Below are 21,049 nucleotides of genomic sequence, written 5' to 3'. Positions count from 1 at the left end.
GGCGCCTCCTGTGAGTTCGAGTCACAGGAGACGCCCTTCGACGTCGATGCCGCTGTCTTTCCTGCTCAGCGGCCCTGGTGTGCCGTTGCGGCGGCCTCAGCCCGAGCATTCGGGTTCATGCCGGCCGACCTGCATCCACAGGCGCAGAGCGAGAGTCGGCTGCGGTCTCAGCCGCGCTGGATTCCGTCGATGTTGCGCAGGAGTCCTTCGCGTCCCTCGGAGTCGCGGACCTTGAACCAGGAGCCGTTGTCCTCGAGGCTGAGGTACCAGTCCCCCGGGTAGATCGTGAACACCGGCATTCCGGTGGTCGGATCCACGGCTTCGCGGGGTTCGGGAACGGCGAACCAGAAGGCCTGGATAATCGGGCGACCGCCGTCCTCCCGCTCGCCGTCGGATCCCTCAGAGTCCGCACCGCGGTTGCCCTGATCGTCACCGGAGACATTCCTCACCGGTTCCGCATCGACTGCCGTCTGCTTCATTGTCTCCTGATCCGAGACCTCGGGCTGTGCGGAGCCCTCAGGCTGCTGTGCGGAACCTTCAGGCTGCTGCGCGCGGTCGGTCTGTGCTGAACGCGCGGACTGCTCGGCAGACTCGGAACGGTCCGACCGGGAGTCCGCGCCGTTTCCGTACCGTCCGACGGGAACATACTGCGTCGGCTCCGAGCTCTCAGGCACGGTGTCCCCGTTCGCATCGGCGCGCTCCTGAGCGACCGACCGCGCCTCACCCGATTCGGCTTCGGCCGGGCTGCTGACGACGGTGGCTTCGGTCGAGCGGACGTTGTCGTTCGGCCCGCGTCCGTCCGCATCGGTGGTCTCGGATTTCTCACCGTTGGCTGCGGCCTCGGAGCTGTCTGCCCCGGCCTCGGAGCGCTCGCCGCCGGTCGCGGTGACCTCGGGCTCGGGCGCATTGACCTTCGAGGCCAGCGAGCTGTGCTCGCCCGAGGTGACAGCGCTGCTCCCAGCGGGCTCCTCACCGCGGTCGTTCGACCGTGCGTCTCGATCATCGGCTGCGGCGCCCGGCTGCGATGTCGTTGCGTCGTCGGGGGCGGCATGCCGACCCCGGTGACGCTCGGCCTCGGAGTCGGACGCGGGCGAATCAGAGGCGGAGACGCTCGAGTCGGAGACAGGTGCATCGGAATCCGAGTCCGCCGAGGCGGCACCGGCGATCACGGCTCCGGCACCGAGAGCCCCGACACCGGCGGCCGCGCCGGCCCCAGCACTTGGGCGCTCGGAATTCGCAGCCGAATCGTCACCGGATCGGGAGTCCGCGGCTGCGGATGACTCGGGGCTCGCCTCGGCGGAGGTCGAGGTCACCGAGGAGTCGGCGGCAGACGCGGGATCGGATGCCGACGGTGCGGCCTGTGCACTGTGTGCGCCGAAGCCGAAGGTCTGAGTCGGCTCGCTCTGCGTGTGCTTCGGATCCTGGGGGTCCGAGGCTCCGAGGTAGGTCTGACCCGACCCGGTGCTCTGGACCGGCTGGTCACCCCCGACTCCCTGTCCGGTCTCGGCCGGAGGTGCGAAGGAGCTCGACGAGGATTCCCTGCGCTGCTCAGGCGGGGCGTAGGGGTTCTCGGCTGCGGTCTCGACCGGCTGCTCGGCCTGTCCCGGTTGGCCGGGCTGCTGACCGAACTGACCGTGTTCCTGACCGAATGGGCCGGGCTGGTTCTGACCGTCCGGCTGAGCAAACTGCTCGGATCCCCCCGGCTGACCGTGGGTTCCGGGCTGGTCCTGTCCGCCGAACTGACCTGGCCCACCAGCCTGGCCGGGCTGACCGGGCTGAGCGAAACCGGGCTGCCCCTGCTGACCGGGCCCCTGCTGTCCGGTTCCCTGCTGACCGTGACCCTGCGGTCCGGGTCCGGACTGCGGTGCGCCGGAAGGTCCGCCGAAGCCGGGGGTGTCCCCGGGCATGTGCGCCACCGGCGCCGGGTGCGGCGAACGCTGGGCAACGACGCGGGCCTTCGGATGCGAGGGACTCTCCTCACGGATGGAAAATTCCTTCGCGAAGAAGGGAAGCATCGTGAACACTCCGGCGAAGAACGCGATCAGGGAGGCGAAGAAGGCGAGGTAGGCACCGACGTGCCAGAAGACGGCAGCGGTGAGCAGATCGATGAAGGCATAGGTGAATGCCGCTGCGGAGACGACCGAGATGAACTGGTCGAGGCTGAGCGAACCGACGCGCAGACGACCATTGCCGAGCTTGTTGACGAGCACAGCCGCCGAGATGAGCAGGATCCCCAGCACGGTGAAGACCAGCGAACCCATGTCACCGACGTTCCAGTGCCACAGCGTGTACGTCTCGAAGCTGTATTTCCGGAAGGGCACGAACAGAGCGATGAACGCGAGCAGTCCCGCGAAGAGGATGAACAGGTCGCGCAGCGTCAGCGGTCCGAGCAGACCCGGTCCCGTGCGGGGGCGCTTCTGCGGCGCCGCACCGAACTGGCCGGGAGCAGAACCGTAGGGACCTGGAGCGGAACCATAGGGACCCGGACCCGAACCGTAGGGACCCGGTCCGGAACCGTAGCCGGCCGGTGCAGATCCTGCCGGCCCAGGGTTCTGGGCTCCCGGACCCGAGCCGTAGGGGCCGGGTGCCGAACCATAGGGGCCCGGGTTCGAACCGTAGGCGGGACTCGGAGCCGAGCCGTACTGACCGGGGCCCGGGCCGAAGCTCGGATTCTGTCCGGCCGGAGGCTGGCCGGTTCCGCCGGGATGCTGCGAGGGCTGATCGTGCCACGGCTGTGGTCCGGATCCGGTTGGATGCTGCGGCGAACTCATCGCTTAACTCCACTCGATCTTGGGGACAGGGTCATCGACATTCCTGTGTCTGTGCAGTGTCCATCCTGACAGACTCTGACCCCATCCTTGCAGAACAGAACCTGCCGATGCACCCATTCTGTGCTCTCTGTCAGGTGCGCACGCACCGGTCCCGACCACTTCGGCGAGACCAGGGAGGAACGGAAATGTGGCGTGTAGCACATTCGGGGCGCGACGGCTACCCCCACTTCCCCCGCTCATCGCTCGGATCGGGGTGACCCGAGCACCCATCGCGGGTATACAGTGCAACTAGAATTTTCGATCCACCAAAGAAGCCGGAGGGAAAAATGACTGACAGCTCAGCCGATCACACCGAGACCTTTGCCCCACCAGAGGATTTCGCCGCTGCCGCCAACGTCAAGGCCGATGAGTACGAGCGGGCCGACGCCGACTACCTGGGCTTCTGGGCCGAGCAGTCCCGCGATCTCATCGACTGGAACCAAGACTTCGGGGAAGTTCTCGACTGGACCGACCCGCCCTTCGCGAAATGGTTCGTCGGCGGCAGGCTCAATGTCGCCTACAACTGCCTCGACCGGCACGTCAACGCCGGCAACGGCGACCGCGTGGCGATCAACTTCGAAGGCGAGCCCGGCGACTCCCGGTCCTTCACCTATGCCGAACTCCTCGCCGAGGTGTCCAAGGCGGCGAACACACTGACCGAACTCGGGGTGAAGACCGGCGACCGCGTCGCGATCTACCTGCCGATGATTCCCGAAGCGATGATCTCGATGCTCGCCTGCGCCCGCCTCGGCGCCGCCCACTCCGTGGTCTTCGGCGGATTCTCCGCCGACGCCCTGCGCTCACGCATCATCGATGCCGAGGCGCGCGTGGTCATCACCGCCGACGGCAGCTACCGTCGCACCAAACCCACCAGCCTCAAGCCGGCCGTGGATGAAGCGCTCTCCCACGGGGACACACCCGTCGACCACGTCCTCGTCGTCCGCCGCACCGGTCAGGACGTCGACTGGGTCGAAGGCCGCGATCAGTGGTGGCACGACACCGTCGAGCAGGCCAGCCCCGAACACGAGTGCGAGTTCTTCGACTCGGAGCAGCCGGTCTTCGTCCTCTACACCTCGGGCACGACGGGCAAGCCGAAGGGCATCCTGCACACCTCGGGCGGCTACATCACCCAGGTCGTGTACTCGATGAAGGCCGTCTTCGATGCCAAACCCGAGACCGATGTCTTCTGGTGCACCGCCGACGTCGGCTGGGTCACCGGCCACTCCTATGTCACCTACGGTCCGTTGGCCGCAGGCCTCACCCAGGTCGTCTACGAAGGCACACCCGACACCCCGCATCAGGGACGCTGGTGGGAGATCGTCGAGAAGTACAAGGTGACGACCCTCTACGCCGCCCCGACGGCGATCCGCACCTGCATGAAGTGGGGCGAGGAGATCCCTGCGAAGTACGATCTGACCAGCCTGCGCCTGCTCGGCAGCGTCGGCGAACCGATCAACCCCGAGGCGTGGCGCTGGTACCACCGCGTCATCGGCGGCGAGCGCTGCCCCATCGTCGACACCTGGTGGCAGACGGAGACGGGTGCACATATGATCGCTCCCCTGCCCGGCGTGATGTCGACGAAGCCCGGGTCCTCACAGCGACCGATCCCCGGCATCTCCGTCGATGTCGTCGACGACTCCGGCGAGAACCCGGCCGGACCCGAGGGCGGTCTGCTCGTCATCCGACAGCCCTGGCCGTCGATGCTGCGCGGGATCTGGAAAGACCCGGAGCGCTTCAAGGAGACCTACTGGTCCCGGTTCGAGGAGACCTACTTCGCCGGTGACGGCGCCCGCCGGGACGAAGACGGCGACATCTGGTTCCTCGGTCGCGTCGACGATGTCATGAACGTCTCCGGGCACCGCCTGTCGACCGCGGAGATCGAATCCTCGCTCGTCGCCCACCCCAAGGTCGCCGAGGCGGCCGTGGTCGGGGCGGCCGATGACACCTCCGGTCAGGCCGTCATCGCCTTCGTCATCGTCGGCAACGGCGTCGAGGACTCCCCGGAGACGGCCGAGGAGCTGCGGCAGCACGTGGGCAAGGACATCGGACCGATCGCGAAGCCGAAGAAGGTCCACATCGTCACCGATCTGCCGAAGACCCGGTCGGGCAAGATCATGCGCCGCCTGCTCAAGGATGTTGCGGAGAACAGGGAGGTCGGCAACACGATGACCCTCGCCGACGCCTCGGTGATGGATCAGATCGAGCAGTCGGTGGCGAAGTCCTGAACAAGCGGGTTTTTCGACAGTTCGCCCGACACCTCTTTGGTGACCGGGTCCGATCAGACTACTCTTGAGTCAGATAGTCCACTTTCCTGTCGATAGGAGCACTCATGGCCGAAAGGTCGATCAGCGAACTGATCAAAGGCATCGGCGACGATTCCAAAGCGATCGCCGAGGAAGAGATCGCCCTGGCCAAGGCCGAGGCGACGGCCGGAGCGAAGAACCTGGGCATCGGTGCCGGACTGGCCGTCGTCGCCCTGTTCTTCCTGTTCCTGTCCTCGTTCATGGTGATCTTCGCGGGAGCAGCGGCCTTCCATGAGGGACTCGGCTGGCCGTGGTGGGGAAGCTTCCTCATCATCTTCGGCATCCTCGCCGTCCTCGCGATCATCCTCGTGCTCATCGCACTGCCCCTGTTCAAGAAGGGCAACCCGGTTCCGGGCACGGCCATCGATTCGGCCAAGTCCCTGGTCGCATCCGTCAAACGGGCCGTGAAGAACCCCTCGGGACCCCGTTACTGAGGGACACCCGCACAGCAGAGCGACACAGACGGCGTCGAACCTTCGGGTTCGGCGCCGTCCGTGCATTCATTCGGCGGGCACGCTCGCGGCCGCCTGGTGCGCGGTGATCCTCGGCATCGCCGTGATCTGGGCAGCCCGACTATTCGCGGCCAAAGCGGGACGGCGGTGACACGCTCACCCGGGACCACCTCGGCGAGTCAGAAGTCGATGTCGATCGGCATCGCGGTGTCCCACGCCGCCGACCAGCCGAGTCGGTCGAGGGCGAAGTCGAGAATGCCGGCGGTGAAGCCCCACACCTTGAGCACTCCGACGTCGAAGGCCGGAGTCGAGATCTTGAGATCGGGTCGGGCGAAGGTGCCGCGGTTGGCCGGGGCGACGAGGTCTGCGATCGCCACCCGATAGACGGAGTAGGACTCACGTTCGTCCATCACCTGCACCGCTCCGGGCCTGACCCAATGACCGATGACGGGGGTGACCTCGAACTTGCTGACGGGGATGTAGAGCGGATCCATCTGCCCGAGCACGTCGACGGAGTCGGGGACGATGCCCGCCTCCTCCTCGGCCTCACGCAGAGCGGCGGCCGTCAGCGAGGCATCCTCGGGGTCGCGCCCGCCCCCGGGGAAGGCGACCTGCCCCGGATGGTGGCGCAGGGTCGCCGCACGCTGGAGGAGGACGATGTCGACGTCCTCGACGCCGAGTCCGGACAGTCGCGTGAGCTCTGCTTCTCCCGCCTCGGTGCGGGGTGTCCCGCCACGACCGAAGAGCATGAGCACGGCGGCGTCTCGGGCGGTCACCGCACCTGGAGCCTTCGAACGACGCAGCCACAGCGGGGACCCGTGGGAGTCAGCAAGCTCGCTCAGCTGCGCCCGCAGGGCACGGTCCCGAACCTCGGGGTCGTGCGCGGGAGTCCCGCCGAGAGCCTCAGCACTCATGCCGTCGCCTCGGGGGCCATTTCGAATCTCAGCATGTCCCGAGCCTTGTCCGGGTCGAGTTCGCCGATGCCGAAGGACGGGCATACGGCCGTGAGCGGGCAGGCTCCGCAGGCGGGCCTGCGGGAGTGGCAGATGCGGCGGCCGTGGAAGATCACCCGATGCGAGAGGAGGGTGAGTTCGCTGGTCGGGAACAGGGCGGCGATGTCGTGTTCGGCTTTTACGGCGTCGGTCTCCTCGGTCCAGCCGAACCGGCGGGCCAGGCGCCCCATGTGGGTGTCCACGGTCAGTCCCGGGGTGTCGAAGGCGTTGCCGAGGACGACGTTCGCGGTCTTGCGTCCAACGCCGGCGAGTTTGACGAGTTGGTCCATTGTGTCGGGCACGATTCCGTCGTATTCGTCGACGAGTTCGTTCGCGAGCTTGACGATGTTGCGGGCCTTGGCCCGGTAGAAGCCGGTGGAGCGGATGAGCTCCTCGACCTCGACAAGGTTGGCCACCGCCAGTGCGTGGGCGTCAGGAAAGGCCCGGAAGAGGCCCGGAGTGACCGCATTGACGCGGATGTCCGTGGTCTGGGCGGAGAGCACGGTGGCCACGAGCAGCTGGAACGGAGTGGCGAAGTCGAGTTCGCATTCGGCGTTGGGATAGACCTCGGCGAGGATGCGATTGATCTTCCGGGCACGCCGAGTCCGGCCCAAAGGGGTCTCCCTGGCGAACTTCCGCGCACTCTTCTCGGCCACCGTCAACACGATTCCCCATCCTAATCCGTGGCTGTGATTTCCGCAGTCACCCACCTCACACGGACCCGGCAGATCTCCTTGTTTCCCAATAGTCAGCCACACTCCCGCGTCTTTGCTGGTATCGATACCGTTGACCAGGTAGATTTATGTGTGATTACCACGACAAGGAGGACACAGTGGACATTGAAGTTGTGCGGGGCGCGACGCTCTTCGCAGGTTTGGACGATGAGGCCACCAGCGCATTGATGAAGTTCATGAACCCGCGGAGTCTCCGTCGGGGAACCGCGCTGTTCCACGAGGGCGAGGCCGGCGATGAGCTCTACATCGTCTCCACGGGCAAGCTCAAGATCGGCCGTGAGTCCTCCGACGGCCGTGAGAACCTGCTCTCCGTCGTGGGACCGGGCGAGATCATCGGCGAGCTCAGCCTCTTCGATCCGGGTCCACGGTCCACCACCGTCACCGCGGTCTCCCAGTCCGAGCTGCTCAGCCTCAAGCACGAGGACCTGACCACCTGGCTCAAGGATCGCCCGCAGGCCGGGATGAACCTGCTCAAGGCCCTGGCTCAGCGTCTGCGCCGGACGAATGAGACCGTCGGCGACCTCGTGTTCTCCGATGTTCCCGGTCGTGTCGCCAAGGCTCTGCTCGACCTGGCCTCCCGCTTCTCGAAGCCGGCTCCGGACGGTGTCCTCGTCGCCCACGACCTCACTCAGGAAGAGCTCGCGCAGCTCGTCGGCGCTTCCCGTGAGACCGTGAACAAGGCTCTGGCCGACTTCGCCGCCCGCGGGTTCATCCGCCTCGAGGCGCGCTCGGTCGTCATCCTCGACATGGAGCGTATGCGCAACCGCGCCCGCTGACTTCAAGTCGTCGACGAACGCCCCGGCCATGTGGTCGGGGCGTTCGTGTATTCACCGATTCATTCCTCGTTCGCCGGCAGGGCGCCGAGGTAGTTCAGCTGGGCCTTGACGATCTGTTCGGCGGCACCGCGCACGCTCGGGTCGACGTCGTGGTAGACGATGTCGCAGACCTCCGAGGCGGTCCTTGCGCCTTCGTCCAAGGCGGCCCTGACCTGGTCGATGCGTTCACGGCGGTGCCGGCGGTAGTAGTCGATCACCTCGGCGGGATTGTCGATCCGCGGTCCGTGGGCGGGTTCGATGATCGAGAACGAGCCGTCGTCGAGGAGGCCGCGGAGTCGGTCGAGTGAGTCGAGGTAGTCCCCCAGTGAGCCTTCCGGGTGGGTGACGATCGTCGTCCCCTCCCCGAGGATCGTATCCCCGCTGTAGAGGGCACCGGCGTGGATGAGGCTGATGCTGTCCATCGTGTGGCCGGGAGTGGCGATGACTTCGAGCACATCGGTTGGGGAGTTCCCGAAGGTGATCCGATCCCCGTCGGCCACCGGGTCCACGTGTCGGGAGAACCGGTCGAGCACCGCGTAGACGGGGACCTCGGGGGCCCAGTCCTCGACGCTTCCGAGCATCTCCGAATGATCGGCGTGCTGATGGGTCAGCACGATGGCGGCCAGATCCCGGTCGCCCACCTCGGCGAGGAAGTTCCGGCGATGTTCAGCCATCTCCGGTCCGGGATCGATGATCACCGCCGAGGCGTCGTCCTGGCTGGTGAGCACGTAGGTGTTTGTCCCGGTCAGGGTCATCGGGGAGGGATTGTTCGCGCGGATCATCATGGTTCGTCGGTCTCCTCGTCATCGGATTCTGCATCGTCATCGGCGTCGTTGAAGCTGAGGAATCCCGGGCCCTGGTCGCCTTCGTCATCGCCGACCGCCACCTCGAAGTCGCGCAGGGTGCCCTTGCTGTGCGGATCCTTGCCGGGTTGGATGACGACCTTCCACTCCCCGTCTTCGCTGACGACCTCCGGGCGCAGTGGGTGGAGGTTCCGGACCTGTGCCATGGCCGCCCCGACGGTGGGGATCTCGAGGAGGCTCTCGATGATCAGGCGGGTGCTCGCGCCGATGCTGTTGGGGTCTCCCCCGGCGTCGGCAAGGACTTGGCCGGGACGTTTCCATCCACCGGCGGTTTCGTTCGGGGAGAGGAAGTCGACCTCTTGGCCGAAGGGCACCGTGGCCACGAAGAAGGTGGTGTCGAAGCGGTGCAGCTGTGTGGAGGTGTTGATCCACCGCAGCCAGGGCTTGCACAGGTCCGGGCGAAGCCGGAGGTCGCGTTCGCGCAGGATCTGGGACCACGCGACCTCGTTCGTGAAGAGCCGGGTGCGGGTGGTGTGCCAATCGGACTGCGGTGCGGCCACAACGTCGCGGTCGACGTTCTCGGCCAGAAGGATTCCCGCGGCGGCGAAGGAGATGCGGGCCGCGGCGGAGAAGTGGTTGAGGGCACGGGACTTGTTCTCGATGTTGAGGGCGCGGGCGCACCGGGCCGAGTTCCACCCGGACAGGGGCAGTTTGCGCACATCACCCGGGCGCAGGCTCGAGGTCGGGTAGGCCCAGCGATTGCGGTCCTCGACTCCCCTGGCGTCGAGCTGCCGGGTGATATAGGTTTCCAGGCCCTCGGCAGAGTCCCTGATCAGGACGATCGCCGAGGCGGGTCGTGGGGCCTCGGGAACGGGCATCCGCCCGTCGGACTGCCAGTGATCGAGGAGCCACCGCAGTTCCGACGAGACGGGAAGGGTGCGTCCGCTAAGCGGCATCGCCTTCAACTTCGACGACGACCTCGACTTCGACTGGGGTGCCCAGCGGCAGAGTGTTCACGCCGACGGCGCTGCGGGTGTGCTGTCCGCGGTCGCCGAAGATCTCGCCGTAGAGTTCGGAGACGCCGTTGATGACGGCCGGCTGCTGGGTGAAGTCATCGGCGGAGTTGACGAAGCCGGTGACCTTGACGACGCGGACGATCGTATCGAGGTCTCCGATGACTCCGGCGATGGCTGCCAGGGCGTTGAGTCCGGCGGTCCGGGCGAGATCATAGGCGGTCTCAAGATCGACGTCGGAACCGACGTGGCCCGTGGCCGGCAGCTTGCCCTCGACGACAGGCAGCTGACCGGAGGTGTAGACATAGTTGCCGGTGCGCAGCGCGGGCACATAGACACCGGCGGGGGCGGCGACCTGCGGGAGTTCGAGGCCGAGCTCGGCGATGCGATCAAGGGTCTTCGACATGGCTCTTCTTTCGACGGGGTGGATCCGGGATGGTGGGTGTCAGTGGAGCTGGTGCGCTCCTGAGGTCATTCCTTGGGGCGCTTGAGGTACGCGACGAGACCGTTGTTGTCCGGCCCGGGCACGACCTGGACGAGCTCGTAGCCGTCCTCACCCCACTGGTCGAGGATCTGCTTGGTCGCGTGCACGATGAGCGGCACGGTGACGTATTCCCATTTGGTCATGATTCTCCTTGAGTTGTATCCGGCTGAGAAACCCCAGTCTGTCAGGAATCTCGGGTGCACGGGACGAGCATCCGCCACTTCGATTCCAGAGGATCGACGATGGGTGTCGATATCGCTCCCAACACTAACCGAGACCGGACCGTTTCGGCTTGCGACATCGTCATCATGGCAGAAACGGGGCGAGACGATCATGATGATCGTCTCGCCCCGTGTTGCCGTTCGAATCGCCGTTCAGCTCGGTGGCGTCAGTTGCCGCCGAGGCCCGGGGAGTCTCCTCCGCCGTCGCCGCCGTCGCCACCATCGCCGCCGCCATCGCCGCCGCCATCGCCGCCGTTTCCGCCGCCGGTGCCTCCACCGCCACCGCCGCCGTTTCCGCCGCCGCCAGTGCTGCCGCCGCCGTTACCGCCGCCGGTGCCTCCACCGCCGCCTCCGGTACCGCCGCCGCCACCGCCGGTCGAGGAGGATCCGCCGCCGCTGGAGCCGCCGCCCGAGAAGTACTTCCCGCTGGGCTTGGGGAAGCCGGTGTTGCCCTTGGTGTGTTTGACGGCCTGGCTCATGTACGCCTGCCAGGTCTTACCGGAGATCGTCGCGCCGAAGACCTGTCCGCTGACCTTGCCGGAGCCGTTCCTGCGCCAGTCCCTGGTGCCGGCCGGGTCACCGGTCCAGACAGCAGTGGACAGCGTCTTTGTGAACCCGAGCAGCCAGGTGTGGCCGACCTCGAAGTTCGTCGTACCGGTCTTCGCACCGGCGGGAACACCGATACCCAGACCGCTGGTCGTACCGCCGTTGAACGTCTGCGTCAGGGCGTAGGACACTCCCTTGGCCACTTCCTTGTCGAGGACCCGTTTGCAGCCCTCTCCGGGAATGTCGATCTTCTTGCCGTTGCGGTCCTTGATCTCGGTGATCGGCTTCGGTCCGCAGAATTCGCCCTCGTTCGCGAAGGTCGCGAACGCCGCCGCCATGGCGATGGGGGTGGTCTCTGTGGTACCGAGGATCGACGATGGGGACAGAGCCTGGATGAAGCCGGACTTGTCCTTGAAGTCGAGTTTCTCACCGCTGCCGTAGCGGATTCCCAGGTCCATGGCGGTGTCCATGATGTCGCACATGTTCAGCTGGTTGCCGATCGCGGCGTACCCGGTGTTCACCGAGTTCTTCGTCGCGTTGATGACGCTCATCGATCCGTTGCCCTTGCCGTCGCCGGCGTTGTTCGGATCCCAGTCACCGGCCATGTTCGGACAGCCGTCGTACTTCCACGAGCTGGCGGGGAAGTTTCGCTTGGTCGCGTTGACCGTGGCGTTGAGGCTCTTGCCCGACTTCAGCCAGGTCGCCAGAACGAAGGGCTTCCACGTCGAGCCGACCTGGAATCCGCCGCCGCCGTTGTGCTTTTTGTCGACGGTGTAGTTGACACTCGTCTTCTTGTTCTTGTCCTTCTTCTTCACCTCGCCCGCGGTGTATTCGCGGTTCTCTGCCATAGCGATGACCTCACCCGTGCCGGGTTCGACCGTCACCAAGGCGTGGCCGGCACCCGAAGGATCGCCCACGGGAACCCGGCTCTTGATCTGCTTGTCGGCGATCTTCTGGATGTCCGGATTGAGGCTGGTCTTGATCGTCAGACCGCCGCGCTGGAGCTTCGCGATACGATCATCGACGGTCTTGCCGAAGGATTTGTCGTTCTTGATCACGTTGACGACGTAGTCGCAGAAGAATTCGGCTTTGCTCTTGGCCGCGGAGCAGCCGTTCGGCGTCTCATGCAGGTCGAGGTCGAGGTCGGTCTTGACCGCTTTGTCGTATTCCTTCTGCGTGATGTGCTCGTACTTGAGCATCTGTCCCAGCACCGTGTTCCGGCGCTTGAGGACCTGGTCGGGGAACCGCTGCGGGTTGTAGGCCGAAGGGTTCTGCACGATGCCGGCGAGCATCGCCGACTGCTGGATGTTGAGATCCTTGGCGTGGATCCCCCAATACTTGTACGCCGCCGCCTCGACACCGTAGGCATTGGGCGAACCGGAGTAGTTGTTGATGTTCATGTAGCGGTTGAGAATGTCCTTCTTGTCGTACTTCTTCTCAACCGCGACCGCGAGCTTGGCTTCGCGCAGCTTTCGGGCATAGCCCGCGGTGCCTTCGGATTCCTTGGCCGCCGCGACACCCTCGGAGTTCTCTTCAGCGTGGGCGTTCTCCGCGAGCACGTTCTTCACGTACTGCTGGGTCAGCGTCGATCCGCCCTGAGTCGTCGAGGACACAAGGTTGTGCACCGCGGCACGGGCGATGCCCTCGATGTCGACGCCGCCGTGTTCGAAGTACCGATAGTCCTCGACCGCGATCGTCGCGTTCTGCATGTCCTGAGAGACCTCGTCGAGAGGCACCTCGACCCGGTTCTGCCAGTAGAACTCCGCGAGCTCCGAACCATCGGAGGCCTGCATCGTCGACTTCTGGCCGAGATCCTGGATCTCCAGGGTGGCGGGAAGCGAATCGAAGATCTCGACGGCGCTGTTGGCACTGGCAGTTGCGACACCGACTCCGGGGATGGCAAGACCAGCGGCGACGATTCCCGCCACCGCGCTGACGGCGACGAACTGTGCGAACGCGCCCATCTTGGTCGGATTCGGATTTGACTCAGGAGACACCATGAAGCCAAGTTTAGCGAATACGACTTGTGCAAATCTTCAGAAATCGATGAACGAGCTAACTTCTCGGCACCAGAGTGAGCAGGCTGACCTCGGGCCGACAGGCGAAACGCACCGGTGAGAACGGTGAGAAGCCCAAACCGGCCGAGATCTCCACCGTCGATTTTCGGTAGCCGAAGACACCTCTCGCGCGTGTCCGATCGAGATCGCAGTTCGTCACCGGGGCACCCCAGAAGGGCACCCGGATCTGTCCACCATGGGTGTGGCCGGTCATGATCAGGTCCGCCCCCGCCGAGGCGAACGCCTCCAGGGTCCGCGAATACGGCGCATGGGTCACGCCCACCTTCAGGCCCGCTTCGGCGGCGAAACGGGGGTACTCCAGCTCCGCCTCGGCGACTCCGGAGTCCTCGTCGAAGCGGATCCGGTCACGGTCGATATGGGCATCGCCCAAGCCGCATAGGTCGATCCGGGTGCCGCGGATGGTCAGGCTCACCTCGGCGTTGTCGAGGAGATGCCACCCGCGAGCGCCCGGTCGCTCGGAATCCGGTTCGAACCCGCGCACCAGCGCCTTGACGTCGAGATCGGGCTCGACCCGGTGCTTGACCTCGGAGGGTGAGCGCAGATACTTCGCGGGGTTCTTCGCCTGCGGGGAGAAGAAGTCGTTGGAGCCGAGGACGAAGACGCCGGGGACGTCGAGCAGGCCGTCGAAGACGTCGATGACCTCCGGCACGATATCGGCCGAGAGATTGTCTCCGGTGTTGACGACGAGGTCGGGCTCCAGGCGGGTCAGGGCCTTGACCCAGGCCGCGCGATGCTTCTGCCAGGGAGCCAGATGCAGATCGGAGACGTGCAGGACTCTCATCGGCTCGGCCCCAGCGGGAAGGATCGGCAGGGTGTGGCGACGGATCGCGAAGAGGTGCGGTTCGATGCCCGCAGCCCAGATGCCGGCGGCCGCGGGAACGGCGAGAGCCCCGGCGAAAAGTGCACGTTTCTTCATTCCGCCAACTCTATCCGCTCCCCCGGACACTCCCCGCCGTCAGGGAGTGGTGAGCGCTGGGGCTTCGTGCTGCCGTGCGGCGCGGACCGTGCGTCGGCGGTGCAGGGACTTCATGCGGCGACCGCCGATGATGCGGCAGACGAGGTAGATGAGGAAGGAGATGGTCGTGACGAAGGGGCTGATCGGAACCACCGGTGAACCCAAGGCAATGAGGATGCCGCCGACGGAGGCGGTGACCGCGAAGATCACGCTGAGCACGGGCACCCATACAGGGGATGCCGAGACCTGAGTGGCCGCGGCAGCCGGGGTGATGAGCAGAGCGAGGACGAGCAGGACGCCGACGACCTGGACGCTCAGGGCCACGGCCAGGCCGAGGGTGAGCATGAAGACGATCGTGAGCACGGAGACCGGCACTCCCTTGGCCCGAGCCACCTCCGGGTCGAGGCTGGCGAACATGAGCGGTCGCCAGACGAGTGCGAGGACCGCCAGGACGACGAGGGAGCAGATGACGAGGGTCATGATCTGTCCCGGCGTGATCGCGACGATCTGGCCGGTCAGCAGCCCGAACTTGCTGGCCGCACGTCCGTCGTAGAGCGCGAGGAAGAGGATCGCCAACCCCAGGCCGAAGGGCATGAGGACACCGATGATGGCATTCTTCTCCGAGGCCTTCGCCCCTCCCACACCGATGATGAGGGCCGCGATGATCGATCCGATGATCGATCCGCCGACGACGTCGAAGCCGACGAGGAGGGCGAAGGCGGCACCGGCGAAGGACAGCTCGGAGACTCCGTGGACGGCGAAGGGGATGTCGCGGGCCATGACGAAGACGCTGATGAGTCCGCCGACGACCCCGAGCAGCGCGGCGGCGACGAGTGAGTTCGCGAGCAGTGCGACGAGCTCGCCGTAGTCCTCGAAGGTGAAGAGGGTGCCGAAGATCTCTGCGGCGCTCATCAGATCGCACCCCTTTCCGGGTCGAGTTCATCGGAGTGGACATGGTGGTTGACGCATTCCTCTTCGCCACCGACGACGACGAGCCGCCCGCCGACGCGGACCACCTCGACCGGGGAGCCGTAGAGCCGGCTGAGCGATTCGGTAGTCATCACCTCCGAAGGTGTGCCGATGAGGAAGTGTCCGCCGACGATGTAGAGGATCCGGTCGACGTAGGGCAGGATCGGGTTGATCTCGTGGGTGACGAAGACGACCGAGGTGCCGCGTCTGACGCGCTGCTCGTGCAGGAGCGCGGCCACGACCTTCTGGTGGTGCATGTCCAGAGAGAGCAGCGGTTCGTCACAGAGGAGCACCGAGGGATCGTTGGCCAGGGCTTGGGCGACTCGCAGCCGCTGCAGCTCACCGCCGGAGAGTGTGCCGGCGGGGGCGTCGGCGTAGTCCTGCGCCCCGACGGAGGCGAGCAGTTCGTCGACCTTCTTCTTCCGACCTCGGGAGAACAGGCCTGTCCCCCATCGGTGGCCGTCGATGCCCATGCGGACGAGGTCGCGTCCGCGCATCGGAGTGTGCGGGTCGATTCCCCGCTGCTGGGGAATGTAGCCGATCGCCGAATTCCCCGAATGGACGCGCCGCCCGCTGACTTCGGCCGATCCCGTCGACAGGGTGTTCTGGCCGAGGAGGACCTTGAGCAGGGAGGTCTTGCCGGTGCCGTTGGGGCCGAGCACGGCGACGAACTCGCCCGGTGAGACATCGAGATCGAGGTCGTGCCAGAGCACGCGATCGCCGAATCGCAGTTCGGCGTCGCGGAGTTGAATCACCGGCTCCCGCACGGAAGGTTGCACGGAAGCGTCGGATTCCTTGGCCATTGTCAGTGATCATGCCCTTCGAGTGCTGTGGAGATGTCGGTGATGTAGTCGCCCATCCAGTCCGCGTAGTGCGTATCGGCGGGCATGGTCTCGCCGAGGTCGACGACCGGAACATCGGATTTCTCGGCCGTGGTTTTCAGCTGCTCCGCCTGCGGACCGGCCGCCTGTGTATTGTACCCAAGCAGCACTGCCTCTCCGTCGGAGATCTGCTTCTCGGCGTCCTTGAGCACGAGTGGCGGCACGTCGTTGCCCTCTTCGACGGCCTCGAGGAACTCGTCCGAGGTGATGTTCTCCAGGCCCATGTCCTCAAACAGCCACAGCGGCACCGGTTCAGTCGCCGCGACCTTCTCGTCCTCGTGGTCCTTCTTCACCCCGTCGATCTGCGTCTGCAGTTCGTTCAGGGTCTTTTTGTAGTCCTCGGCATTGGCCGTGAAGTCGTCCTTGTGCTCGGGCAGGGCCTCGCCGAGGTGGGTCGCGACTTCGTCGACGAGCTTCGTCATCGTCGGCACCGAGTACCAGAGGTGCTCGTTGAACTCGCCGTGGTCGTGGCCGTCTTCGGAATGGTCGTAGCCGTCTTCCTCATCCGCGTGGGTGTGGCCGCCGGCGTGAGCCTCATCGTCGTGGCCCGACTCGTCACCGTGGTCGTGGGGTTCGTTGCCGAGCCCTTCGGAGCCGGGCAGCCCGGAGATCGACACGGCGTCGATGGTTTCGACCTCGGCGTCGGAGGCTTCGAGCATCGTCGTCATGAATGCGTCGTAGCCGCCTCCGTTCTCGACGACGAGGTCGGCCTTCGAGAGCTTGAGACGATCCTGGGTGGTCGCTTCGTAGTCGTGGGGATCCTGGTTGGGATCGTCGATGACGGGAGTCACCTCGGCGAAGTCCCCGGCCACCTGGGAGACGATATCGGCGTAGACGTTCGTCGAGGTCACGACCGAGAGGTCGGCATTATCTGCATCCGCGCCGGAGGCTCCTCCCCCGCACCCGCTGAGGGCGAGGGCCGAGGTCAGGGCGATGGCCCCGGTGGCGAATCCGAGTCGGGAAGGTGTCATGGTGGACCTTTCGGGAGTGTGCGCGGTGATCAAGGTTTGAACGACGATCACACTACTCAGACTCGGGACCCACCACTAATATAAATATTTATATATAGCACTACGTTTATGCGTGGTCGGAGACGTCGGTCCCGACGCAGATGTGCACCGTTGCAACGCCAGGCCTGAAAAAGTTGTCACCAGTGACGACTTTTTCGAGCTTCGCATTGATCCACGCGAATCCCGTGCCCGGCATGGGCTCGACATGACGACGAACCGCCCGGGAGCATGTGCTCCCGGGCGGTTCGTCTTCGGCTCGGCCGACTCTGGCTCAGTCGCCTCAGGCGGCCTGCGACTCGAGCTTCTTCGCGAGCAGCGCCGCGATCTGCACGGTGTTGAGTGCCGCGCCCTTGCGCAGATTGTCATTGGCGACGAAGAGGACGAGGCCTCTGCCCTCGGGCGCGGACTGATCGGCGCGGATGCGGCCGACATAGCTCGGGTCCTTGCCGGCGGCCTTGAGCGGCGTGGGCACCTCGTCGAGTTCGACTCCCGGAGCCGCAGCGAGCACCTCGGCGGCGCGGGCCGGGGTGATGTCGGCGTCGAATTCGGCGTGGATGCTCAGGCTGTGGCCGGAGAACACGGGCACCCGTACACAGGTGCCGGCGACGAGGAGATCCGGCTTGCCGAGGATCTTGCGGCTCTCGTTGCGCAGCTTCTTCTCCTCATCGGTCTCGAGCTGGCCGTCGTCGACGATGGATCCGGCCATCGGCAGCACATTGAAGGCGATGGGCTCGACGTAGGAGTTCGGCTCCGGCAGGTCGACAGCGGACCCGTCGCGGACGAGCTTCCGAGAGTCGGCGACCCCGGCCTCGAGCTGACCGGCGAGTTCCTCGACTCCGGCCAGACCGGAACCGGACACCGCCTGGTAGGTGCTGACGATGAGGCGACGCAGACCCGCCTCGGCATCGAGGGCCTTGAGCACGGGCATCGCAGCCATCGTCGTGCAGTTCGGGTTGGCGATGATGCCCTTGGGCAGGGTGTCGAGCGCCTCCGGGTTGACCTCGCTGACGACGAGCGGAACCTCAGGATCCGAGCGCCAGGCCGAAGAATTGTCGACGACGATGACTCCGGCGGCGGCGAAACGCTCCGCCTGACCACGGGAGGTGGCTCCACCGGCGGAGAACAGTGCGATGTCGAGTCCGCTGGGATCCGCCTCGGCGGCGTCTTCGACGGTGATGGACTGTCCCTTGAAATCGACGGTCTTGCCCGCGGACCTCGCCGAGGCGAAGAGGCGCAGGCTCGCGATCTCGAAATCGGGGTTCTCTGCCAGCAGATCGAGCATGACGCCGCCGACCTGACCGGTCGCTCCGACTACTCCGATATTCACACTCATCGTCCGGTACCTCCGTAGACCACTGCTTCGTTGTCATCACTGTCGAGTCCGTAGGCCGCATGGGCGGCGCGGACGGCGTCGTCGAGCAGGTCTTCCCTGGTGACGACGCTGATGCGAATCTCCGAGGTGGAGATCATGTCGATGTTGACCTGGGCTTCGCTCAGGGCCTCGAACAGAGTCGCGGTCACGCCCGGGTGGGAGCGCATTCCCGCGCCGACGACGGAGAGCTTGCCGATCTGGTCGTCGTAGCGGACCTGGTCGAAGCCGATCGAGGCCTTCGCCGCATCGAGAGCCTCGAGTGCCTTGGCACCGTCGGTCTTCGGCAGGGTGAAGGAGATGTCGGTCTTGCCCGGTTCCCGAGTGGAGATGTTCTGGACGATCATGTCGATGTCGATCTCCTGGCCGGCCACGGTCTTGAAGATCTCGGCGGCCTTGCCGGGAACGTCGGGGACGCCGACGATCGTCAGCTTCGCTTCGGAGCGGTCGTGCGCGACTCCGGAGATGATTGCCTGTTCCATGGTGGACTCCGTTTCTGATTCCGCTTCCGGGGTCGATGGTCCCCGCCCCTGTCGGAAGGCTTCTGGGATGGGTGAATCGGTCACCCAGGTTCCTTGGTTGCGAGAGAATGAGGACCGCACGTGGACGGGCACGTTGTAGCGGCGGGCGTATTCGACGCAGCGGAGCATGAGGACCTTGGCGCCCGAGGCGGCCATCTCCATCATCTCCTCGTAACCGATCTCATCGATCTTGCGTGCCGTGGGCACGATGCGCGGATCCGCGGTGAAAACACCGTCGACATCGGTGTAGATCTCGCACACATCGGCGTCGAGGGAGGCCGCGAGTGCCACGGCGGTCGTATCCGAGCCGCCGCGACCGAGTGTGGTGATGTTCTTCGCGGTCTGACTGACTCCCTGGAAGCCGGCGACGATGGCCACGTAGCCTTCATCGAGTGCCGAACGGATGCGGCCGGGGGTGACGTCGATGATGCGGGCCTTGCCGAACTGCTCATCGGTGATGACTCCGGCCTGGGATCCCGTGAAGGACTGGGCTTCCTCGCCGAGGTTGGCGATCGCCATCGCGAGGACCGCCATCGAGATGCGCTCACCGGCAGTCAGGAGCATATCGAGCTCACGGGCCGGGGGCATGGGAGAAACCTGTTGGGCCAAGTCGATGAGATCGTCGGTGCTGTCCCCCATGGCCGACACCACGACGACTACTTCGTGACCGGCCTGACGGTATTCGACAATTCGCTTGGCCACCCGCTTGACCGATTCTGCATCGGCTACCGAGGACCCACCGAACTTCTGGACGACTATGCTCACTGCAGTCTCTTCCTTATCGCTGATAAGTTCCGTGCCGGGCGATCGATTCCATGGTTCCAAACATGGAGGTCTCGTGCTGCATCGATCAGGATTTCAGCCGTGTCGGCTAACCGGCACCTCGACCATTGTATGAGGTCGCTCATCTCACTTCACGGCCGCCCGTCATTCAGACACCCCGGTGACCTCGCTGAATGGATGGCGCGAACACCCCGATGGCCCTCCCATCGGGCGCTGGGAGGACCAGGAGGGCCCTCGGCTCGCGTCGTGGCCTCAGGATGGATCGGCTTCGACGGTGAACAGGTCACCGGGCTGACAGTCGAGCGCCTGACAGAGAGCGATGAGCGTGGAGTATCTGATCGCCTTCGCCCTGTTGTTCTTGAGCACCGAGAGGTTGGCCAGGGAGACTCCCACACGCTTCGACAGTTCGGTCAGACTCAGTCCGCGCTGGGTGAGCAGCGCATCCAGATGGCAGTTGACCTTGAGGTTCGCGAACTCTTCGACCATCAGACGAGACCTTCGAGCTCTTCCTGCGCGACTCTTCCCGAACGGAAGCAGCGGCGCAGGAGCTCGGCTCCGCCGACGACGCCGAGGACGAGGAAGGCCTGCATCGTGGTGACACCCGGTCCCACCCCGTTCGCGATGCCGATCTCTGCCGAGACCCAGTTGCTGCCGAGCACCATCGTTGCGAAATAGAGGACGAAGCCGATGGTCACGATCCACTCGAGCGCACTCAGCGCCTTGATCGAGCGCGTCGTGAACGGCGTTCCCGCGGCGATTGCGCGGATGACGGGCACGATCGCGATTGCTGCTCCGAGGAACGTGAGGATCACTGCGATCTTCGCGATGATGACCAGGACCAGGGCGCCGGCGGCTATGTCGCCCGTCGACACCGTGATCTGAGTGAGCCCGCTCAAGGCCGCGGTCGCCTCGGGGAAGTCGAGCGTCGAGACGGCATCGGACTCGAACTGCAGAGGCAGCCTGATTTCGGAGTGGACGAGGTCGGTGATGAGCTCGGTGACGGCGAAGACGACGTAGAAGCCGATCGCCAGACCGACCCAGAGCTCGTAGCCGGCGCCGAAGGCCTTGCGCTTTTCGGGGTGTTCGTTGCGTCCCGTATTCGGTGACATGACTGCGCCTTCCCTTGGTGGCCGTTCCCGCCTTGTCCCTAACCCTTCGAGTCCATGGACTCTGCGAGCGACCAAGCGATTGCTATCGTTCTTCGATATATCGATAAACAACATACTTCACGATAATCGATATGCTGTCAAGGGTTGCGGCACAACCGGGGCGGGGACGCACAGTCCTCGAGTCGGCGCGCGGCACGGTTG

19 protein-coding genes are annotated in these 21,049 nt (G+C 65.4%); 3 read left to right on the top strand and 16 right to left on the bottom strand.

The window, feature by feature from the left end; all coding sequences use genetic code 11:
• Positions 1 to 167: 167 nt before the first annotated feature.
• Positions 168 to 2,771, bottom strand: a complete 2,604-nt coding sequence (locus tag CV023_RS15760) for a hypothetical protein (protein ID WP_230747746.1) — start codon at positions 2,769 to 2,771, stop codon at positions 168 to 170.
• Positions 2,772 to 3,097: 326 nt separating this feature from the next.
• Here CV023_RS15760 and acs point away from each other — a divergent pair, with 326 nt between their 5' ends.
• Together acs and CV023_RS15750 are read left to right on the top strand one after the other, a co-directional pair.
• A complete protein-coding gene (gene acs / locus CV023_RS15755; protein ID WP_230747529.1) occupies positions 3,098 to 5,035 on the top strand; it encodes an acetate--CoA ligase in 1,938 nt (645 codons plus the stop codon).
• A gap of 104 nt (positions 5,036 to 5,139) precedes the next feature.
• Positions 5,140 to 5,547, top strand: coding sequence for a phage holin family protein (locus CV023_RS15750; RefSeq protein ID WP_230747527.1), 408 nt, complete (start codon positions 5,140 to 5,142; stop codon positions 5,545 to 5,547).
• Between the two features lie 197 nt (positions 5,548 to 5,744).
• Here CV023_RS15750 and CV023_RS15745 read toward each other — a convergent pair whose 3' ends face one another.
• Positions 5,745 to 6,479 (bottom strand): NUDIX hydrolase, encoded by a 735-nt coding sequence (locus CV023_RS15745; RefSeq protein ID WP_230747523.1) that lies wholly within the window; start codon positions 6,477 to 6,479, stop codon positions 5,745 to 5,747.
• A complete protein-coding gene (nth, locus tag CV023_RS15740) occupies positions 6,476 to 7,222 on the bottom strand; it encodes an endonuclease III (RefSeq protein ID WP_442859945.1) in 747 nt (248 codons plus the stop codon). The genes CV023_RS15745 and nth overlap by 4 nt, the downstream gene beginning before the upstream one ends.
• Before the next feature lie 167 nt (positions 7,223 to 7,389).
• Here nth and CV023_RS15735 point away from each other — a divergent pair, with 167 nt between their 5' ends.
• The gene (locus tag CV023_RS15735) at positions 7,390 to 8,067 is read left to right on the top strand and encodes a Crp/Fnr family transcriptional regulator (RefSeq protein WP_230747522.1); all 678 of its coding nucleotides are present in this window, start codon (positions 7,390 to 7,392) and stop codon (positions 8,065 to 8,067) included.
• A gap of 59 nt (positions 8,068 to 8,126) precedes the next feature.
• Here CV023_RS15735 and CV023_RS15730 read toward each other — a convergent pair whose 3' ends face one another.
• From CV023_RS15730 to CV023_RS15670, 13 genes are all read right to left on the bottom strand, one after another.
• Positions 8,127 to 8,891, bottom strand: a complete 765-nt coding sequence (locus CV023_RS15730) for an MBL fold metallo-hydrolase (RefSeq protein WP_230747521.1) — start codon at positions 8,889 to 8,891, stop codon at positions 8,127 to 8,129.
• A complete protein-coding gene (locus CV023_RS15725) occupies positions 8,888 to 9,865 on the bottom strand; it encodes a hypothetical protein (RefSeq protein WP_230747520.1) in 978 nt (325 codons plus the stop codon). The genes CV023_RS15730 and CV023_RS15725 overlap by 4 nt, the downstream gene beginning before the upstream one ends.
• Positions 9,855 to 10,328: a RidA family protein gene (locus tag CV023_RS15720; protein ID WP_230747519.1), complete on the bottom strand. Its 474-nt coding sequence runs from the start codon at positions 10,326 to 10,328 to the stop codon at positions 9,855 to 9,857. The genes CV023_RS15725 and CV023_RS15720 overlap by 11 nt, the downstream gene beginning before the upstream one ends.
• Positions 10,329 to 10,393: 65 nt before the next feature.
• Positions 10,394 to 10,549: a hypothetical protein gene (locus tag CV023_RS15715; RefSeq protein WP_009883339.1), complete on the bottom strand. Its 156-nt coding sequence runs from the start codon at positions 10,547 to 10,549 to the stop codon at positions 10,394 to 10,396.
• A gap of 245 nt (positions 10,550 to 10,794) precedes the next feature.
• A complete protein-coding gene (locus tag CV023_RS15710; protein ID WP_230747518.1) occupies positions 10,795 to 13,173 on the bottom strand; it encodes a transglycosylase domain-containing protein in 2,379 nt (792 codons plus the stop codon).
• A 55-nt stretch (positions 13,174 to 13,228) separates the two neighbouring features.
• Complete coding sequence (locus tag CV023_RS15705; RefSeq protein WP_230747517.1) at positions 13,229 to 14,167, bottom strand: metallophosphoesterase; 939 nt, start codon at positions 14,165 to 14,167, stop codon at positions 13,229 to 13,231.
• Positions 14,168 to 14,206: 39 nt separating this feature from the next.
• Positions 14,207 to 15,118: a metal ABC transporter permease gene (locus CV023_RS15700; RefSeq protein WP_230747516.1), complete on the bottom strand. Its 912-nt coding sequence runs from the start codon at positions 15,116 to 15,118 to the stop codon at positions 14,207 to 14,209.
• Positions 15,118 to 15,978 carry a metal ABC transporter ATP-binding protein gene (locus CV023_RS15695; protein WP_230747515.1) on the bottom strand — a complete coding sequence of 287 codons (861 nt, stop codon included), beginning with the start codon at positions 15,976 to 15,978 and terminating at the stop codon, positions 15,118 to 15,120. Before CV023_RS15695 ends, CV023_RS15700 begins: the two co-directional genes overlap by 1 nt.
• Positions 15,979 to 15,980: 2 nt before the next feature.
• The gene (locus tag CV023_RS15690) at positions 15,981 to 17,027 is read right to left on the bottom strand and encodes a metal ABC transporter solute-binding protein, Zn/Mn family (RefSeq protein ID WP_230747511.1); all 1,047 of its coding nucleotides are present in this window, start codon (positions 17,025 to 17,027) and stop codon (positions 15,981 to 15,983) included.
• 319 nt (positions 17,028 to 17,346) lie between these two features.
• Positions 17,347 to 18,399, bottom strand: coding sequence for an aspartate-semialdehyde dehydrogenase (locus CV023_RS15685; RefSeq protein WP_230747502.1), 1,053 nt, complete (start codon positions 18,397 to 18,399; stop codon positions 17,347 to 17,349).
• Entirely contained in the window at positions 18,396 to 19,721 is a 1,326-nt protein-coding gene (locus CV023_RS15680) for an aspartate kinase (protein ID WP_230747494.1), read from the bottom strand. Before CV023_RS15680 ends, CV023_RS15685 begins: the two co-directional genes overlap by 4 nt.
• Positions 19,722 to 19,991: 270 nt before the next feature.
• On the bottom strand, positions 19,992 to 20,225 hold the full coding sequence (locus CV023_RS15675; RefSeq protein ID WP_230747492.1) for a helix-turn-helix domain-containing protein: 234 nt from the start codon (positions 20,223 to 20,225) through the stop codon (positions 19,992 to 19,994).
• Positions 20,225 to 20,848, bottom strand: coding sequence for a DUF2975 domain-containing protein (locus CV023_RS15670; protein WP_230747490.1), 624 nt, complete (start codon positions 20,846 to 20,848; stop codon positions 20,225 to 20,227). Before CV023_RS15670 ends, CV023_RS15675 begins: the two co-directional genes overlap by 1 nt.
• Between the last annotated feature and the right edge of the window lie 201 nt (positions 20,849 to 21,049).

It is taken from the genome of Brevibacterium sp. CCUG 69071 (genome assembly GCF_021023135.1).
GTDB lineage: Bacteria > Actinomycetota > Actinomycetes > Actinomycetales > Brevibacteriaceae > Brevibacterium.
Note: the sequence above shows the minus strand (reverse complement) of the source record. Positions and strands in the feature narration are given on the sequence as shown.

What these genes read in the sequence shown, in the direction of transcription:
- CV023_RS15760 (WP_230747746.1), bottom strand. Translation starts at nt 2,771, where the DNA reads ATGAGTTCGCCGCAGCATCCAACCGGATCCGGACCACAGCCGTGGCAC.
- acs (WP_230747529.1), top strand. Translation starts at nt 3,098, where the DNA reads ATGACTGACAGCTCAGCCGATCACACCGAGACCTTTGCCCCACCAGAG.
- CV023_RS15750 (WP_230747527.1), top strand. Translation starts at nt 5,140, where the DNA reads ATGGCCGAAAGGTCGATCAGCGAACTGATCAAAGGCATCGGCGACGAT.
- CV023_RS15745 (WP_230747523.1), bottom strand. Translation starts at nt 6,479, where the DNA reads ATGAGTGCTGAGGCTCTCGGCGGGACTCCCGCGCACGACCCCGAGGTT.
- CV023_RS15730 (WP_230747521.1), bottom strand. Translation starts at nt 8,891, where the DNA reads ATGATGATCCGCGCGAACAATCCCTCCCCGATGACCCTGACCGGGACA.
- CV023_RS15725 (WP_230747520.1), bottom strand. Translation starts at nt 9,865, where the DNA reads ATGCCGCTTAGCGGACGCACCCTTCCCGTCTCGTCGGAACTGCGGTGG.
- CV023_RS15720 (WP_230747519.1), bottom strand. Translation starts at nt 10,328, where the DNA reads ATGTCGAAGACCCTTGATCGCATCGCCGAGCTCGGCCTCGAACTCCCG.
- CV023_RS15715 (WP_009883339.1), bottom strand. Translation starts at nt 10,549, where the DNA reads ATGACCAAATGGGAATACGTCACCGTGCCGCTCATCGTGCACGCGACC.
- CV023_RS15710 (WP_230747518.1), bottom strand. Translation starts at nt 13,173, where the DNA reads ATGGTGTCTCCTGAGTCAAATCCGAATCCGACCAAGATGGGCGCGTTC.
- CV023_RS15705 (WP_230747517.1), bottom strand. Translation starts at nt 14,167, where the DNA reads ATGAAGAAACGTGCACTTTTCGCCGGGGCTCTCGCCGTTCCCGCGGCC.
- CV023_RS15700 (WP_230747516.1), bottom strand. Translation starts at nt 15,118, where the DNA reads ATGAGCGCCGCAGAGATCTTCGGCACCCTCTTCACCTTCGAGGACTAC.
- CV023_RS15695 (WP_230747515.1), bottom strand. Translation starts at nt 15,978, where the DNA reads ATGGCCAAGGAATCCGACGCTTCCGTGCAACCTTCCGTGCGGGAGCCG.
- CV023_RS15690 (WP_230747511.1), bottom strand. Translation starts at nt 17,027, where the DNA reads ATGACACCTTCCCGACTCGGATTCGCCACCGGGGCCATCGCCCTGACC.
- CV023_RS15685 (WP_230747502.1), bottom strand. Translation starts at nt 18,399, where the DNA reads ATGAGTGTGAATATCGGAGTAGTCGGAGCGACCGGTCAGGTCGGCGGC.
- CV023_RS15675 (WP_230747492.1), bottom strand. Translation starts at nt 20,225, where the DNA reads ATGGTCGAAGAGTTCGCGAACCTCAAGGTCAACTGCCATCTGGATGCG.
- CV023_RS15670 (WP_230747490.1), bottom strand. Translation starts at nt 20,848, where the DNA reads ATGTCACCGAATACGGGACGCAACGAACACCCCGAAAAGCGCAAGGCC.